The 16,152-nt window shown below is 67.3% G+C and carries 15 protein-coding genes; 3 read left to right on the forward strand and 12 right to left on the reverse strand.

From position 1 onward, the window contains the following. Positions 1-231 precede the first annotated feature (231 nt). Positions 232-1,194: a serine O-acetyltransferase EpsC gene (gene epsC, locus DNK34_RS15725; protein WP_131176298.1), complete on the forward strand. Its 963-nt coding sequence runs from the start codon at positions 232-234 to the stop codon at positions 1,192-1,194. A gap of 230 nt (positions 1,195-1,424) precedes the next feature. Here epsC and tauC read toward each other — a convergent pair whose 3' ends face one another. From tauC to DNK34_RS15785, 12 genes are all read right to left on the reverse strand, one after another. Next, positions 1,425-2,246, reverse strand: coding sequence for a taurine ABC transporter permease TauC (tauC, locus tag DNK34_RS15730; RefSeq protein ID WP_131176299.1), 822 nt, complete (start codon positions 2,244-2,246; stop codon positions 1,425-1,427). After that, positions 2,243-3,025, reverse strand: a complete 783-nt coding sequence (gene tauB, locus DNK34_RS15735) for a taurine ABC transporter ATP-binding subunit (RefSeq protein ID WP_242675344.1) — start codon at positions 3,023-3,025, stop codon at positions 2,243-2,245. The genes tauC and tauB overlap by 4 nt, the downstream gene beginning before the upstream one ends. 59 nt (positions 3,026-3,084) lie before the next feature. Beyond that, a complete protein-coding gene (gene tauA / locus DNK34_RS15740; protein ID WP_131176301.1) occupies positions 3,085-4,062 on the reverse strand; it encodes a taurine ABC transporter substrate-binding protein in 978 nt (325 codons plus the stop codon). Positions 4,063-4,756: 694 nt separating this feature from the next. Next, entirely contained in the window at positions 4,757-5,647 is an 891-nt protein-coding gene (locus tag DNK34_RS15745) for a metal ABC transporter solute-binding protein, Zn/Mn family (RefSeq protein ID WP_131176302.1), read from the reverse strand. Further along, the gene (locus DNK34_RS15750) at positions 5,644-6,543 is read right to left on the reverse strand and encodes a metal ABC transporter permease (RefSeq protein WP_131176362.1); all 900 of its coding nucleotides are present in this window, start codon (positions 6,541-6,543) and stop codon (positions 5,644-5,646) included. Before DNK34_RS15750 ends, DNK34_RS15745 begins: the two co-directional genes overlap by 4 nt. Further along, positions 6,543-7,313, reverse strand: a complete 771-nt coding sequence (locus DNK34_RS15755) for a metal ABC transporter ATP-binding protein (RefSeq protein WP_131176303.1) — start codon at positions 7,311-7,313, stop codon at positions 6,543-6,545. Before DNK34_RS15755 ends, DNK34_RS15750 begins: the two co-directional genes overlap by 1 nt. Further along, positions 7,310-8,254, reverse strand: coding sequence for a metal ABC transporter substrate-binding protein (locus DNK34_RS15760; protein ID WP_131176304.1), 945 nt, complete (start codon positions 8,252-8,254; stop codon positions 7,310-7,312). The genes DNK34_RS15755 and DNK34_RS15760 overlap by 4 nt, the downstream gene beginning before the upstream one ends. 36 nt (positions 8,255-8,290) lie before the next feature. Then, positions 8,291-8,872 (reverse strand): DUF6162 family protein, encoded by a 582-nt coding sequence (locus DNK34_RS15765; protein ID WP_131176305.1) that lies wholly within the window; start codon positions 8,870-8,872, stop codon positions 8,291-8,293. Then, positions 8,869-9,201, reverse strand: a complete 333-nt coding sequence (locus tag DNK34_RS15770; RefSeq protein ID WP_131176306.1) for a hypothetical protein — start codon at positions 9,199-9,201, stop codon at positions 8,869-8,871. The genes DNK34_RS15765 and DNK34_RS15770 overlap by 4 nt, the downstream gene beginning before the upstream one ends. Beyond that, entirely contained in the window at positions 9,198-9,743 is a 546-nt protein-coding gene (locus DNK34_RS15775) for a thiamine pyrophosphate-binding protein (protein ID WP_131176307.1), read from the reverse strand. The genes DNK34_RS15770 and DNK34_RS15775 overlap by 4 nt, the downstream gene beginning before the upstream one ends. Beyond that, positions 9,740-10,951: a PepSY-associated TM helix domain-containing protein gene (locus DNK34_RS15780; protein ID WP_131176308.1), complete on the reverse strand. Its 1,212-nt coding sequence runs from the start codon at positions 10,949-10,951 to the stop codon at positions 9,740-9,742. Before DNK34_RS15780 ends, DNK34_RS15775 begins: the two co-directional genes overlap by 4 nt. A gap of 203 nt (positions 10,952-11,154) precedes the next feature. Beyond that, positions 11,155-12,216 carry an AraC family transcriptional regulator gene (locus DNK34_RS15785; RefSeq protein WP_131176309.1) on the reverse strand — a complete coding sequence of 354 codons (1,062 nt, stop codon included), beginning with the start codon at positions 12,214-12,216 and terminating at the stop codon, positions 11,155-11,157. Positions 12,217-12,468: 252 nt separating this feature from the next. On the opposite strand from DNK34_RS15785, the gene DNK34_RS15790 reads away from it, so the two are divergent. Both DNK34_RS15790 and DNK34_RS15795 read left to right on the forward strand, forming a co-directional pair. Next, complete coding sequence (locus DNK34_RS15790) at positions 12,469-14,502, forward strand: NADPH-dependent 2,4-dienoyl-CoA reductase (RefSeq protein WP_131176363.1); 2,034 nt, start codon at positions 12,469-12,471, stop codon at positions 14,500-14,502. Between the two features lie 275 nt (positions 14,503-14,777). Continuing rightward, the gene (locus tag DNK34_RS15795) at positions 14,778-16,055 is read left to right on the forward strand and encodes a chromosome partitioning protein ParA (RefSeq protein WP_131176310.1); all 1,278 of its coding nucleotides are present in this window, start codon (positions 14,778-14,780) and stop codon (positions 16,053-16,055) included. Positions 16,056-16,152: the final 97 nt, after the last annotated feature.

Raw genomic sequence — 16,152 nt, forward strand, 5'->3', positions numbered from 1 at the left:
GGCCTGGCCAACTGTTGCTCGGGCAACAATCCGGTCGCCGCCGCTGTGGCCTGGCGGTCCACGCGATAGGCGTTTTTTGCATATTCAAATAATCAATGGATATTGGGAGGCGCCACAGGGGCGCCTCATCGTCGACCGAGCCCGGTTACACTGTGCCTTTGCCGCCAGGGCGGCCGTCCGCACAGGCGGTACGGCGCGCGGCGCGGCCTTTTTCACCCACAGAGGATTGTCATGAACAGCAAGTTCGCCAGCACCGACAGCGCTGGGGCCGATGCCGAGACCCCCATCCAGTCGATCAACTGGGAGTTGGAGCAGATCGTCGGTGGTTTGCGTTCGGCCCGCGCCGAATGGCGCAACCGCACAGGGCGCGATCCTGAGCAGGGCGGCCGCGAGCTGCCTTCGCGCCAGGCCGTCGCGGCGCTGCTCGGCGGCTTGTGCGGGGTGCTGTTTCCCATGCGTCTGGGCCCTGCGGAACTGCGCGAGGAGAGCGAGGATTATTATGTCGGGCATACCCTCGACCGGGCCTTGAACAGCCTGCTGGCCCAGGCGCGCCTGGAACTGCGCTACGCCGCCCGCCAGCGCGGCGAGGATGGCGCTGCCGTCGAGGCGCAGGCGGTGGCCCTCGTGCGCGAGTTCGCGGCCGCGTTGCCGGCGTTGCGCCGGCTGCTGGATCTCGATGTGGTGGCCGCCTACAACGGCGACCCGGCGGCGCGCAGCGTCGACGAGGTGCTGCTCTGCTACCCCGGCGTGCTGGCGGTGATCTACCACCGCCTGGCCCATCATCTGTACCGCGCCGGCTTGCCGCTGCTGGCGCGTATCGGCGCGGAAACCGCCCACGGCGCCACCGGCATCGACATCCACCCCGGCGCGCAGATCGGCCACAGCTTCTTCATCGACCACGGTACCGGCGTGGTGATCGGCGAGACCGCGATCATCGGCGACAACGTACGCATCTACCAGGCCGTGACCCTCGGCGCCAAGCGCTTCACCAGCGACGAGAGCGGGCTGCTGCACAAGGGCCAGCCGCGTCACCCCATCGTCGAGGACAATGTGGTGATCTACGCCGGCGCCACCATCCTGGGGCGCATCACCATCGGCAAGGGCTCGGTGATCGGCGGCAACGTCTGGCTGACGCGCAGTGTTCCGCCGGGCAGCAATGTGTCCCAGGCCAACGCGCAGCAGCGCGAGGGCTAGGCTGGGGGCGACGTTCCTGTACGGCCGGTGATTTGCCGCGATTCCGTAGGAACCGCGACCCCGCGGCGATTGGCAGCCATGCCACGGACTTTGCAGGATGGCCACGATCGTATCGCGCCGAGGGCGGCGCTCCTACAGGGCCGGTGGTTTGCCGCGAGTTACTGTAGGAGCTGCGACCCCGCAGCGAATGGCGGCCATACCGCGATTTCTGCAGCATGGCCGCCATCGCTTCAATGGGCCTGGCCGTGCCAGGGCACCAGTTTGCGTTGCAGGGCGCGCAGGCCCATCTCCAGCACGAAGGCGATCACCGCGATGACCAGGATGCCGAGGATCACCACGTCGGTGACCAGGAACTGGGCGGCCGATTGCACCATGAAGCCCAGGCCGCTGGTGGCGGCGATCAGCTCCGCCGCCACCAGGGTCGACCAGCCCACGCCCAGGCCGATGCGGATGCCGGTGAGAATCTCCGGCAGGGCGCTGGGCAGGATCACGTGGCGGATCAGTTGCAGGGGCGTGGCGCCGAGCGATTGCGCCGCGCGCAGTTTGCTCGGATCGACATTGCGCACGCCGGTCGCGGTGGCGATGACGATCGGGGCGAAGATGGCGAGGAAGATCAGCAGCACCTTGGAGAACTCGCCGATGCCGCACCAGATGACGATCAGCGGCAGGTACGCCAGGGGCGGGATCGGCCGGTAGAACTCGATCAGCGGATCGAAGATGCCGCGTACGATACGGTTGTAGCCGATGGCGATACCCAGGGGAATGGCGCTCAGCACGGCGGCGAGCAGGCCCAGGCCGATGCGCTCGAGGCTGGCGGCCAGGTGCTGCCACAGGCTGGCGCCCATGTAACCCTGGGTCATCAGTTGCCAGCCGCGGGCCAGAACCGCCTGTGGGCTGGGCAGGAACAGCGGCTCGATCAGGCCGGCGGCGGTCACCGCCCACCAGGCCAGCAACAGGCTGCCGACGCTCAAGGTGCTGATCAGCACCAGGCTGAGGGGGCGCCTGGGCGCCGCCACCGGCTGCTCGGATCGAGCCAGTTCCAGGCTGCTCATGCGGGCCTCCGTTGGCGTTCGGCGAAGACCTGGGCCAGCACCTGTTCACGGGTGGCGATGAAGGCCGGGTCGGATTTCAGGCCGCGGGCGCTGCCGCCGCTGGCATAGCGTCTGCCGAAGTCCAGGCTCAGGCGTTCGCTGATGCGCCCGGGGTTGGGCGATAGCAGGATCAGGTCGGTGGCCAGGAACACCGCTTCTTCGATGTCGTGGGTGATCAGGAAGATCGGCTTGCCGGTGCGCTGCCAGACTTGCAGCAGCAGCTCCTGCATCTGTTCGCGGGTGAAGGCGTCGAGGGCGCCGAAGGGCTCGTCCATCAGCAGCACCTGCGGATCGGCGGCCAGGGCGCGGGCCAGGCCGACACGCTGCTTCTGGCCGCCTGAGAGTTCCCAGGTGCGCCGCTGGTCGAAGCCGTCCAGATCCACCAGGCTCAGCAGTTCGCGCGCCCGCGCTTCGCGCCGCGCGCGGGGCACACCGGCCAGCTGCAGGCCGAAGGCGACGTTGTCCAGGACATTCTTCCAGGGCAGCAGGGCGTCGTCCTGGAACACCACGCCACGCTCGGCGCCAGGGCCATGCACCGGCTGCTGGTCGAGGGTGAGGCGTCCACTGCTGGGCGCGACGAAGCCGGCGATCAGGTTGAGCAGCGTGGTCTTGCCGCTGCCGGAAGGGCCCAGGGCGACCACCAGTTGGTCGGGCCCCAGGCTCAGGGATATATCGGCCAGCACCGGCTCGGCGGCGCCCGGGTAACGCGCGCCGATGTGCTGCAGTTGCAGGAATGCCATGCTACCTCTCTCGCGGATGGCGTTCGCCCGCCCGTGCATCACGGGCGGGGCGACGGCGCTCAGTCGATGTACTGGTTGCTCACGTAGGGGGCGTAGTCGGGCAGTGCCGCGTCGATCTTGCCCTGTTCCTCGAGGAAGCTGGCGGTGGCGGCGATGGCCTCGGTGGTCGGCGCACCCAGCGCGGTTTTCTGCTCGTCTGCCAGGGGGAATACGTTGCCCTGCAGCAGTAGCGGGATATCGCTGGCCTTGGCCCCGGAAAGCTGCACCAGCTTGTCGATGTTGCCGCTGTCGGCCAGCCAGGCCTGGGGATCCTTGCGGTAGTCGGCGTAGGCCGCCAGGGTGACCTTGGCGAAGGCGCGGACGACTTCCGGGTGACGTTCGGCGAAGTCCTTGCGCACGATCCAGGCATCGAAGGTGGGGGCGCCGAGTTCGCCCAGTTGCCCCGAGGTGATCAGCACCTTGCCGTTGGCCTTGGCCACGCCCAGCGCCGGGTCCCAGACGTAGGTGGCGTCGATGTCGCCACGCTGCCAGGCCGCGGCGATGGCGGGCGGCGCGAGGTTGAGAATCTGCACCTTGGACGGGTCGATCTGCCAGTGCTTGAGCGCCGCCAGCAGGCTGTAGTGGCCGGTCGAAACGAAGGGAACCGCGACCTTCTTGCCGACCAGGTCGGCGGGCTGCTCGATACCGCTGCCGTTACGCGCGACCAGGGCCTCGGCCGCGCCGATCTGCGTGGCGATGAGGAAGGTCTGGATTGGCAACTGGCGAGAAGCGGCCGCGGTCAGGGGGCTGGAACCGAGGTAGCCGATCTGCACGTCGCCCGACGCCACCGCGGTGATGACCTCGGCGCCGCCGTCGAATTTGCGCCAGTCGATGGTCGCGCCGCTGGCCTTCTCGTAGGCGCCGTCGGCCTGGGCGACCTTGGCCGGGTCGACCGTGGTCTGGTAGGCGACGGTGAGGTCGGCGGCGTTGGCGCTCAGCGTGGCGCTGGCCAGCGTCAGCGTGGCCAGCAGGCGGCGCGGTGAGAAGGTATTGGGCATGGCGGCTCCTGGAAAAGGGGGATCTGGATCGATCTGGGATGGAACGGTTGGTACAAGCTAATCGATCTAAAAAATCTCTAATAAATAATATTTAGGAATTAGCATATGTGAGTCTTCATCGGCGCTCGGCACGGGCGACGGCCGCTGCAACGCACCGGGCGAGGACTGAACCACCCTGGCTTGATCTGTGTCACAGCACGGTCACCGGAGTTTTCTAGACTCGGTTCAAGATCGGAGAAAGGAGAAGAGAGATGGACGATTATCAGGAAGAGTTGCTCGAGTCCCGTGCCTTCGAGCAGGACATCGCCGAACAGGCCGAAGACGCGACCGAGCTCTGAGGGTTGGCAGCAAACAGCCTTCACCGTGCATCCCGTGCTCGGATTGCGAGCCCGTTTAGGCGCTGCGCCTTCGTGGCGATTGGTGGCCATACCACGGAACCTGTTGAATGAGCGCAACCGCATCGCCCCGGGGCGGGGCTCCTACAATGGAAATCGGCTTTGCACGCCGACAATCGGGCGCTATCTGAAATCTGTTTTCCAATAGATCAGTGGATTGCTCGGTGGGGGTGGCTGCGGCAGCGATGCTGGCAGCCAAGTGTGCATCGACTGGGCTTCAGCCCGGCTGAGCGTGAAGGCTGCATCGGCAACATGAGCAAAAGCAGAAGGCCCGGCGCTTGCGCGTCGGGCCTTCTTGTTTACTGCACCAGGGCCTCGAGCAACTGGCCGACATTGCCTTCCAGTTCCGTCAGCGGGTCGTCGCTGTCGGTTTCCAGCACCAGCAGGGGGATGCCGGCGGCCTTGACCGCGTCCTGTACCGGTTGTGCGGGCTGGCGGTGGTGCAGCACCAGGGCGACGTCGTCGTCCTGCAGCGCGCTGGTCAGGGCGTGCAGGGACTCGGCGTCCCACTCGCGGTCGTCACGGTCGTCGCTGCCGATCAGGTCGAGGTTGAGGCCGCTGACCAGGTAATCGAGGCGGTTGGACAGGCTGAACACCGACAGGTTATCGGCCTTGGCCAGTTGCGCTTCGCTGTGGGCATTGAGCTTGAGCAGGCGCTGTTTCAGCCGGGCCAGGTTCTGTTCGACCCGGGGCTTGGCCTCCGGTGCCAGGCGCACCAGGTCGGCGGCCATCACATCGGCCATGCGTCCCATGTTGTTGATGGCCAGCCAGGGGTGGCTGGCCAGGACGTTGTCGTCGGCGCTTTCCGCCTGGGTGGCGATACCGGGCAGGGCACCATCCACCGGGCGCGCGGCGTCGATCTCGACGATGCGGATGTTGCTGCGCCGCGCCATCGGATAGAGCGGATCGTCCGCCCACAGCGAACGCAGGGCGATCACCGCGTCGGCCTTGGCCGCGGCCTTCTGCAGCGACGCGGCGCCACGGCCGGCGAAATAGGAGATCTGCCGGCTGGCGGGCAGGTTGGCTGGCGCCGCGCGTTCGATACGCACCTCGGTACCCTCGAGCAGAGCGCTGCCCAGGCCGAAGGTGATGGGCTGCGACACCAGTACGCTGGTGTCGCCCGTGGCCAGGGCCAGGCCGGGCAGGCCGAGCAGCAGGGCGAGGCCGATATGGCGCAGTGTGTGGGTCATCCCAGGTTCCCTTTCAAGCTTGGTACGGTACCGCGGGCGATGGCGGCGAGGGCGAAGGCGAAGCCGGCGACCAGAATGATCGCGGCGCCGGAGGGGATCGGCAGATCCAGCACGATGGGCATGAGGATGCCGACCAGGGTGCTGACGGTGGCGATCAGCGCCGACAGCCAGAAGAAGCCCTTGAGCGACTGGCTGAGCAGGCGCGCGGCGGCGGCCGGGATCACCAGCAGGGCGCCGACCAGAATGGCGCCGATGACCTTGACCGCGGCCACGGTGATCAGCGTCACCAGGATCACGAACAGGTAATCCAGGGTCTTCACCGCCACACCGCGCACGGCGGCCAGTTGCGGGTTGAAGCTGGCCAGCATGATGCGGTTGTACAGCGGCAGGGCCAGGCCCATGACCAGCGCCCCGACCACCAGCAACACCAGCAGGTCAGTGCCGTTGACCGTCAGCACCGAGCCGAACAGCACGTTTTCCAGAATGTGCACGTTGATCCGCCCAGCGAGAATCAACAGCAGGCTGGCGCCCATGGCCAGCGACACCGAGAGGAACACACCGATCAGCGTATCCGGGGCCAGGCCGGTGCGGTTGCGCAGGTAGTTGAGCAGGATGCCGAACAGCAGGGCATAGCCGAACAGCGCGCCGTAAGGACCGGTGTAGGGTTCGCCGAGGAGGATGCCGATGGCCACGCCGGTGAGCGCGGCATGGCCCACCGCTTCGGAGAAGAAGGCGAAGCGTTTGACCACCACCAGGGTGCCGAGGCCGCCGAGCACCGGGCCGATCAGCACGCCGGCCAGCAGCGCGTTGATGACGAAGCCGTAGGCCAGGGCCTCCGGCAGGTAGCCGGCCGAGGCCCAGCCCTGGATCATCAGGCGGAACTGTTCGTAGTCGATCATGGCTGGAGCGTCTCCGCGCTGCGGGGATGGGTGGAGAACAGGCCGAGCAGGCGTTCCGGGGTCAGCGCCTCGGCGGGCGGGGCGTCGAACAGCACGCGGCGGCTGAGCCCGGTGACCCGGTCGGCCAGGCGCTTGACCGCCGCCAGGTCGTGTTCGATCCACAGCACGCTGACACCGGCCCGGCGCCAGTCGCCGAGCAGGCGCTCGAAGACCTGGATGCCGGCCTCGTCGAGGGCCGACATGGGCTCGTCCAGCACCAGCAGCTGTGGTTCGGGAATCAGGCCCTGGGCCAGCAGCACGCGCTGGCGTTCGCCGCCGGACAGGGCGCCCATGCGGCGCTTGCGCTTGGCCTGCATGCCGACCCGCCCGAGGGCGTCGTCGATGGCCCTGGCGTAGTGCCGCGACAGGCCGAGAAAGGCCGGGCGCCGCTGGCACATGGCGGCCATGAAGTCGTCCACGGTCATCGGCAGGCCACGGTCGAACTCCAGCGCCTGGGGCACGTAGCCGATGGTGCCGACCGCGCCGGGCCAGTTCAGGCTGAGCTTGCCCTGGTGCGGCATCTGCCCGAGCAGGGTCTTGATCAGCGAGCTCTTGCCGCCGCCATTGGGGCCGACCAGGGCGTGGACGCTGCCCGGGCGCACCTGGAAGCTGACGTTCTCGAGGATCTGCGTGCGGCCCAGCACCAGGCCGACCTGCTCGAAGTCGATGGTCGGGCCGATGGCCGCTGGCGCCTGGTGCCCGGCGCCGAGGTGTTCGGCGGCGGTCATTGGCCGCCTTCCTGGATGGCGCGTACCACGGTGTTCATGTTGTTGGTCATTTCCTTCTCATACTTCTCGGCGCTGTACTCGCCGTAGGAAATATGCGACAGCGGGTACAGCTTGACCCCGGACTCGCGCTGGATGGTGTCCACGTAGGTGGAGGGGAAGTCCAGCTCGGAGAAGATCACCTTGACGTCCAGCGCCCGCAACTGGTCGATGGTCTTCTTCAACTGGCTGGGGCTCGGCTCGATACCGTGGGCCGGCTCCACCACGGCGGTGACTTCCAGGCCGAATTCGCGCAGCAGGTAGTCATAGGCGGCATGCACCGTGGCCACCCGCAGGTCGGCGTTGGGTGCCTCGGTCAGTTGCGCCAGGGCGTCGGCGCGCATCTGCCGCAGACGCTTGCCGTAGGCCCGGGCGTTCTGCGTGTAGAGCTTGGCGTTGGCCGGGTCGAGCTTGCCCAGCTCGCGGGCGATGTTGTTGACCTGGGCGATGGAGGCGCTGATCGACAGGAAGGTGTGCGGGTTGACCACCTTGCCCGCGCCGCGGGCGGCGATGCCGGTGGCGGCCAGCAGCGGCACGTTGGCGTTGGCTTCGATGACCGCGATGTCCGGCTTCTCGCTGGCGGCGATCATGCGGTCGGCGAAATCGTCGTGGCCGACGCCGTTGAGCACCACCACATCCAGCGAGCCGATGCGCTTGATGTCTTCCGAGCGCGGCTCGTAGGCATGCGGGTTGAAGCCGGCCGGAATCAGCGGCACCACCTCGGCCCTGTCACCGACGATGTTGCTCACATAGCTGTAGTAAGGGTGCAGGGTGATGCCGATGCGCAGGCGCTTGGCGTCGGCGGCGCTGGCGGCACCGACGACGAGCAGCGTCAGCAGGGCGATGGACAGGCGTGCCAGGCGCGAACGGGCGCTGAACAGGCGGGCAAGGCGGGAGATGGGCATTGGCGGGCAGTCTTCTGTCGGGTGAATCGGAGGCGATCAATGCCGGTGTTGCCGGGTAACGCCTGCGTCGTACTGGGAGGCGATCTGCTGCCATCCTGCGTCGATCAGGCTCTGTGCATCGAGCCCGGCGGGTGGGCCTGGATCGCTATCGCGGTTGAGCCAGATATCGGCCTGGGGGGCCGCGGCGTCGGCGGCGTCGAGCAGCATGACGAAGGAGCCGGCCACCGCAGGCGCCTGGCTGGCGCCGAAATAGGCCGGCGTGCCGCTGGGCTGCAGCAGGTGCCAGCGATGCTGGCCACGGTTGATCGCGCTGGCGTCGTCGGCGAAGGGCGGGAAGCCCTCCGCGGCCAGCTCTTCGGGCGCCAGCAGGGTCTGCTCTTCGTCGCGGCGCGCCTGGATCTCGTCGAAGGCGACGCGCAGGTCGGCATAGATGCCCTGTTCGGCGGCGCTGAGATCCCGGCGGGCATCGATCTGGTGGCTTTCGACGCTGGCCACCGTCTCGCTTTCGCCGTGCCAGGCCACCACCGAGCCGGCCGCCAGCAGGATGCCCAGGCACAGCAGCAGGACGTAGAGGGTTTCGTGGCCGGCACCGGCGGGGCGTACGACCTGAACCGTCATGGGGCCTCGATTTCCGTGTGGTCGATTTCGACGATATGACCGGGGCCGGCATCGAACAGCACGTAGAACTCGCCATCGGGGCGTTTGAAGGTCATGGTCGAATCCTCGGCCAGCTTGCCCGGCACCAGGATGCTCTCGTCGTAGCCGATCACGTCCAGGGTCACACCGGGGGCGCCGCTGCCGTCGGAGAAACCGCCGGTGCAGCGGATATGCTGGTCGTCGACGTCTTCGCACTGGCACATCGGGTTGTGCGCCAGGGCCGCGCCGCTGAGCGACAACAGCACGCTGGCCGTAGCCAGGCGTAGGGACTTGCGGGTGGGGTCGATCATGGTTTGCCTCCTTGTTGTCTCTTCAGCCAGGCGACGGTCGAGGGGGATGCCTGTTGCAGCGGGATGGCGGCCTGGTGCATGGAGCCGTCCCAGCCCTCCATGGTGATCCACAGTTCGGCATCGGGTTTGGTACGGGGCGGTAACGGCACGGTCGCGCCCATGCGGTAGGCGCTGCCGAAGAAGATCGCGCCGGCGGCGCGCAGGCTGCGCGGCTTGCCGATACGCAGGTAGGTGGCCTTGACCTGGCCGGCGCAGGCCTGGCACAGGGCGGCGTTGAAGCTCTTCATATAGCCGGCCGGGCCATCGAGGGTCGGCGGCTCGGCGCGGAATTCCGCCAGCCGCAGCGACCAGGGGCCGACCACGACCTCGCCGGCTTCGCGCTCGCCCAGGCCGCTGGTGCCGCGGAACAGGGCGACGTCCTTGAAGTACTTGGGCATGAACGCCAGCGGGATGATCACCAGCAGGATGTTGATGTGGAAGCGCCACTTGTACCACAGGCGGCTCAGGCTGGATGACGGCTGCGCTGCGACTGCCTTGCTCATGCGTTGGCCTCCGCGTTGTTCTTGACCCGGGTGGCCGGCAGGGCCCGGGTATCCTCGTCACGGCGACTGCGGGCCGGTTTCTTGAGTGCCTTGGCGGTGGCCTGGGCGGTGCGCTTGCTCCAGATCAGCAGGCCGCTGAGCACCATCATGCTGAGAATCAGGCCGAAGAAGAACCAGATCAGCTTGATCCAGATGCCGCCGAAGTCGCCGGTGTGCAAGGGCCGCATCGACTCGGTGACGAACTCCAGCCTGGAGCGGTCCTCGAGCAGGCGCTGGTGCTCGACTGCGCCGGTGTAGGGGTTGATCGAGGCGCTCTGGAACATCAGCGGGTACCAGCCCCGGCCGCCGACCGAGATGTGATCGTAGGCGTTGCTCGGCAGGCTGGCGAAGCTCACGTCGAGGCTGGGCACCTTGTCGATGGCGATGCTGGCGGCCTCGTCCAGGCCGATCATCGGGATCGGCTCGCCGGGCCGGGTGATGGGCACGTCCTCGCGGGCGACCACGGCCGGCACCCCGGCGGTGGAGATGGAAATCTGGTTGTCGAAGAGGATCGCCTGGATCAGGAACCAGATGCCGGTGATGGAAATCACCGCGATGAACCAGATCGACCAGATGCCGCTCAGGCGATGGAAGTCGCCCCAGAAGATCCGGGCGCCCTGGTTGAAGCGCAATTTCGGCTTGAAGAAGCCCTTCCAGAATTTCTTGTAGACCACCAGGCCGGTGACCAGCGAGGCCAGCATCGGCAGGCCCATCAGCGACACCAGGTACCAGCCCCAGCTGAAGCCGTTGGTGAAGGGCACCAGCCACCAGCCATGCAGGGCCCGGGTGAACTGACGGAAGTCGAATTGCGGGCTGACGCCCTGGATGACCCCGGTATAGGGGTTGACGTACAGCGTCGGCGTGCTGCCGTCCGGGTAGCTGACCCGGGCGGTCAGGGCGAAGTGCGACTCGTCCGGGCGGCTGATGGACTGCACGATGATCTGCGGCTCGGCCTCGTTGATCGCCGCCAGCACCTCGCCGAAGGTCAGCAGCTCGGCATCGCTGGACGGCTTCGAGGCGCGCACGTCCGGGTTGGCCAGCCAGACGATCTCCTGGCTGACCACGGCCAGGGTGCCGGTGACGCAGACGATCAGCACGAAGAACCAGATGGGCAGGGCCAGCCAGCTATGGACGAGGAACCAGATTTTCGAGCGGGACTTCTTGGACATTGAATATCGGTCTTGTTTGCAGGGCGTGGTCGCCGCCGGGCGGCGAAAATGCGCTCTTTATGAACGGACAAAACCCCGCCTGCCGCGAGGCATGCCGGGGAAATAATCAGTATCGGATCGAGCCTTGGCGCCCGCCCTCGATGTGATCGCTTACCTATAGGACGAACGAGAAGCGTAAAACCTGCCGATGTAAATGAAAATAATTATTTCAAAGATTCGGATGCAAGGCCGTCGGGGCGACGATAGCCGCGGCGCGCTTCGCCCGGTGTCTGCTGCAGCCAGCGTTTGAAGGCGCGCTGGAAGGCTTCGGCCGAGGCGAAACCGAGCAGGTAGGCGATCTCGCCGAAGGCCAGTTCGGTATCGCGGACATAGGCGATCGCCAGGTCGCGACGGGTTTCGTTGAGGATGCTGCGGAACTGCGTGCCTTCTTCCGCCAGCCTGCGGCGCAGGGTCCAGGAGGGCAGTTGCAGACGCCGGGCGATGTCGCGCATGTCCGGCTCGCGACCGTGCAGCAAGGGACCGAGCAACTGGCTGACCCGCTCGCGCAGGCTGCGGGTACGGGTCAGTTGCTGCAGTTCCTGCTCGCAGAGTTCGAGCAGGTGCTGCCAGGTGCCGGGGCTGTGCTCGGGATTGCGCAGGTTCAGCGCCTGTTGCCTCAGGCGCAGTTGATTGTGCGGCGCGTCGAACTCGACCGCGCAGCCGAGCTGCGTGGCGTACTGCGTGGCATAGGCCGGCGCGGGGAATTCGATCTGCACCGCCTGGGGCAGCAGGGCGCTGCCCGCCACCGTGCTCAGTTGCTGCAGCCAGCCGGCGATCACCGAGTCGACCACGAAGCGGTTGTAGGCGTTGTACGGGCTGATCGAGTAGAAGCGCAGCCAGGCGCCGCGGCTGTCTTCATGGAGGCTGGAGTGGCCGCGGTAATTGGCGGCGTACAGCGGCTCGAAGCGGATCAGCGTGCGCGCCGCCTCGCGTACGGTCGGGGCCTGGGCCGCGGCGATGCCGGCCAGGCCGATCTGGCTGAGGCGGCTGAGACGGCCCATGGCCAGACCCAGGCCCGCTTCGCCGGTGGCCTGGATGGCACTGTGGCCCAGGCGCATGTAGCGCGGGATCGACAGGCGGGCGCGGGGCTGGGCCAGGCGCGCGGCATCGAAGCCGTACTGCTCGAGCAGGGTTCGTGGGTCATGGCCCAGGTCGCGCATGGCATCGCCCAGGCTCTGGAGGAAGCCCACGGAAAGATCGCCCAGGCGGATGCGCGGGGTTGTCATGGCAGCGCCTTGGCGGTGCGCGGAGGGAATGGACGGGGCGAGGCTGGACACGGTCGGCTGGGCGGTGAGGGAACTGTGCGCAGCCTAGTACGGGCGCAGGCGCTTGCCAAGGCTTCGTGTCGTATTGGGTTAGCAAGTTGTCAATCAGGGTCATTGAGCCCCTGTCCGCGGACATTATATCGTCTGCTCCATATCGACCGCGGCCCACGAAGGCCGCGGCGTTCCGTGAACACCGCCGATGAGAATCCCGCCATGACCGCCTCCTATCCGCACCTGCTCGCCCCGCTGAATCTGGGTTTCACCACCCTGAAGAACCGTACCCTGATGGGCTCGATGCACACTGGCCTGGAAGAGAAACCCGGCGGGTTCGAGCGCATGGCGGCCTACTTCGCCGAACGGGCGCGTGGCGGCGTCGGCCTGATGGTCACCGGCGGCATCGCGCCGAACGAGGAGGGTGGCGTCTACGCGGGAGCGGCCAAGCTGAGCACTCCCGAAGAGGCCGACCAGCATCGGATCGTCACCCGGGCGGTGCACGCGGCGGATGGCAAGATCTGCCTGCAGATCCTGCATGCCGGCCGCTATGCCTACAGCCCCAAGCAGGTGGCGCCGAGCGCCATCCAGGCGCCGATCAACCCGTTCAAGCCGCGCGAGCTGGACGAAGAGGGTATCGAGAAGCAGATCGCCGACTTCGTCAATTGCGCCGCGCTGGCCCAGCAGGCCGGTTATGACGGCGTCGAGATCATGGGGTCGGAAGGCTACTTCATCAACCAGTTCCTCGCCGCCCACACCAACCAGCGCACCGACCGCTGGGGCGGCAGCTACGAGAATCGCATGCGCCTGCCGGTGGCGATCGTGCGCCGCGTGCGCGAGGCGGTCGGCAGCGATTTCATCATCATTTACCGGCTGTCGATGCTCGACCTGGTCGCCGGCGGCAGCGACTGGGACGAGATCGTCCTGCTGGCCAAGGCCATCGAGCAGGCTGGTGCCACCCTCATCAACACCGGTATCGGCTGGCACGAGGCGCGCATTCCGACCATCGCCACCAAGGTGCCGCGGGCGGCCTTCACCAAGGTCACCGCCAAGCTCAAGGGCGAGGTGTCGATCCCGCTGATCACCACCAACCGCATCAACACGCCGGAAGTGGCCGAGCGGGTGCTGGCCGAAGGGGATGCCGACATGGTGTCCATGGCGCGGCCGTTTCTCGCCGACCCGGAGTTCGTCAACAAGGCCGCGGCCGGGCGCAGCGACGAGATCAATACCTGCATCGGCTGCAACCAGGCCTGCCTGGATCACACCTTCGGCGGCAAGCTGACCAGTTGCCTGGTCAATCCGCGGGCCTGCCACGAGACCGAGCTGAACTATATCCCCACCACCACGGTGAAGAATATCGCCGTGGTCGGCGCCGGCCCGGCGGGGCTGGCCGCCGCCAGCGTGGCGGCGCAGCGCGGCCACCGGGTCAGCCTGTTCGATTCCGCCAGCGAAATCGGCGGCCAGTTCAACCTGGCCAAGCGCGTGCCGGGCAAGGAGGAGTTCCACGAAACCCTGCGTTATTTCGGGCGCAAGCTGCAAACCACTGGCGTCGACCTGCGCCTCGATACCCGGGTCGGCGCTGCCGAACTGGTCGCCGGAGGCTTCGACGAAATCATCCTGGCCACCGGCATCGCCCCGCGCACCCCGGACATTCCCGGCATCGATCACCCCAAGGTGATCAGCTACCTGGATGCGATCCTGCAGCGCAAGCCGGTGGGCCAGGTGGTGGCGGTGATCGGTGCCGGCGGCATCGGTTTCGATGTGTCGGAGTTCATCACCCACCAGGGCGCTGCCAGCAGCCTCGATCGCCAGGCGTTCTGGCGCGAGTGGGGCATCGACCAGGCGCTGCAGGCGCGGGGCGGGGTGGCCGGCGTTCAGGCCGAGGTGCAGGCGCCCGCGCGCCAGGTGTTCCTGCTGCAGCGCAAGACGTCCAAGGTCGGCGCCGGCCTGGGCAAGACCACCGGCTGGATTCACCGCGCCGGCCTGAAGAACAGGCAGGTGCGGATGCTCAATGCGGTCGAGTACCTCGGGATCGACGAGGCCGGCCTGCATATCCGCGTTGCCGAGGGCGAGCCGCAGCTGTTGCCGGTGGATACGGTGATCGTCTGTGCCGGTCAGGACCCGCTGCGCGAGTTGCAGGAGGAACTGCTGGCGGCCGGACAGAGCGTCCACCTGATCGGCGGTGCCGACGTGGCCGCGGAGCTGGATGCCAAGCGCGCGATCGATCAGGGGGCGCGCCTGGCCGCGCAGCTCTGAGAGCGGGCGCCACCGAGTTCGTCACAGTTCGACGATACCGTTTGTCCATCGGTCGAGTGACTGCCAACCGAGTCACACCGCGTTGTCCGGTTCTCCCCTAGACTGGCGTCACTGCAAGGATCGTCGCTCGAACGGGGCGACGCCTGTTCGCTCATCGCCGGGCCTGCCCCGACGGTGAGCCCGTTCATGTCCGGTTTTCAGCAGCGCTGCTGCGCTGGTCCGGGACGGTTCAGGGCGCAGTGCAGCCAAGATCGCAATCATCCCGGAGGACATCGATGAGCAAGCCGCAACTGGTAGAGGCCGTGATGTTCTTCAGCGATGATGGCGGCATCTGCAAGCAGATGTTCTTCGCCGAGTTCGAGGCCCTGCTCGATGGCCTGGTGAACATGCCGGCCTTCGCCGATCAGCAGGTGCGGGTGGTCTACCTGATGATCAATGCGCGGCTGCAGGTCCGCTCCGCGGTGTTCTTCTATCTGGATTTCGATGAACAGGGGGCGCCCGACAGCGGCTGGAACATTCCGCTGCAGCAGATGGCCGAGCGGGCCGGGCGCGGGCCGGATCTGGGCGGTGGGCCGATTCGCCTGGCCTGCCGCAGCCAGTGCCCGGTGTCCTGGCAGCAGATGCACCTGTGGGACCCGAGCCTGGCCGCGGGCAACAACGATCTGGCCTTGCTGCGCGATACCGTCAAGCGCAACAGCCTGGGCATCCTGGTCGAAGAGGAGGGGCCCCAGGGCGTCGTCGCCGAGCGCCTGCAGGTGGCCCCCGAAGACCAGTGGTACGCCAGCGATGCCTCCCGCGAAGTGGCCGAGAAGCTCGCCGAGCGCCTGGCCCAGGAATACCGCCTGAAGGCTGCGCAACTGGTCAAGCAGCAGCGCGAGCGTATCGCCGTCCTGGCCCGCGAGCATGCAGCCGAGATCGCCGGCCTCAAGGCCGCTGGCGACGAGCACGAGCAGGGACTGCAGGCGCAGATCCAGGCGCTGCGGCAGGCCCTGCGCCAGCAGGAAGCCCTGGTCCAGTCGCTCAAGGGGCAACTGGCCGAGCAGCAGAACGCGCAACGGCAGGAGCGTGACGACATGCTCACCCGCCTGCGCGCCATGGAGCGTTACGGCCGCACCGAGCGGGAAGTCCTGCGCACCCAGTTCGACGAAGAACTGCGCACACGGATTGCCGCGACCCTCTCCGCCGCCGAGGAGCAGGCGCTGCTGCGGGAGGCCCGGGCCGAGCACCTCATGCTCGAGCGCCTGGCCGGGCAGGGGGTGGTGTTCGTGGTGTTCCATCCCGGTGCCGGTCATCTGACCGTGCCGCTGCAGGATATCGGCCGCTATCTGGCCAGTCCCATGGCCTACGCCGCGAGCAAGTGCTGCGTGCCCGAAGCGCAGTACCGGCAGTGGCTCGAGCACTATCAGCAGCCTACCTGCGATGGCCTGCAAAGCAATGGCGAGCGTTGCGGCGCCAGCCTGGAGCGGGTCGAGACGCCGGGGCGTTTCGTCGCGGGCGACTCCAACTGCTGCATGCGCCACAAGGCGGTCGGTCGCTTACGCACGGTGGGGTGAACGCGGGCAGGCCGTGCCGGTATGATCAGCGCCCAGCCCATCGTCAGTCGGTAGCCGTGGATACTCGCCCTCCGCCCATCGTCGCCAGCTCCTGGCG

It is taken from the genome of Phytopseudomonas dryadis (assembly GCF_004327355.1).
GTDB lineage: Bacteria > Pseudomonadota > Gammaproteobacteria > Pseudomonadales > Pseudomonadaceae > Aquipseudomonas > Aquipseudomonas dryadis.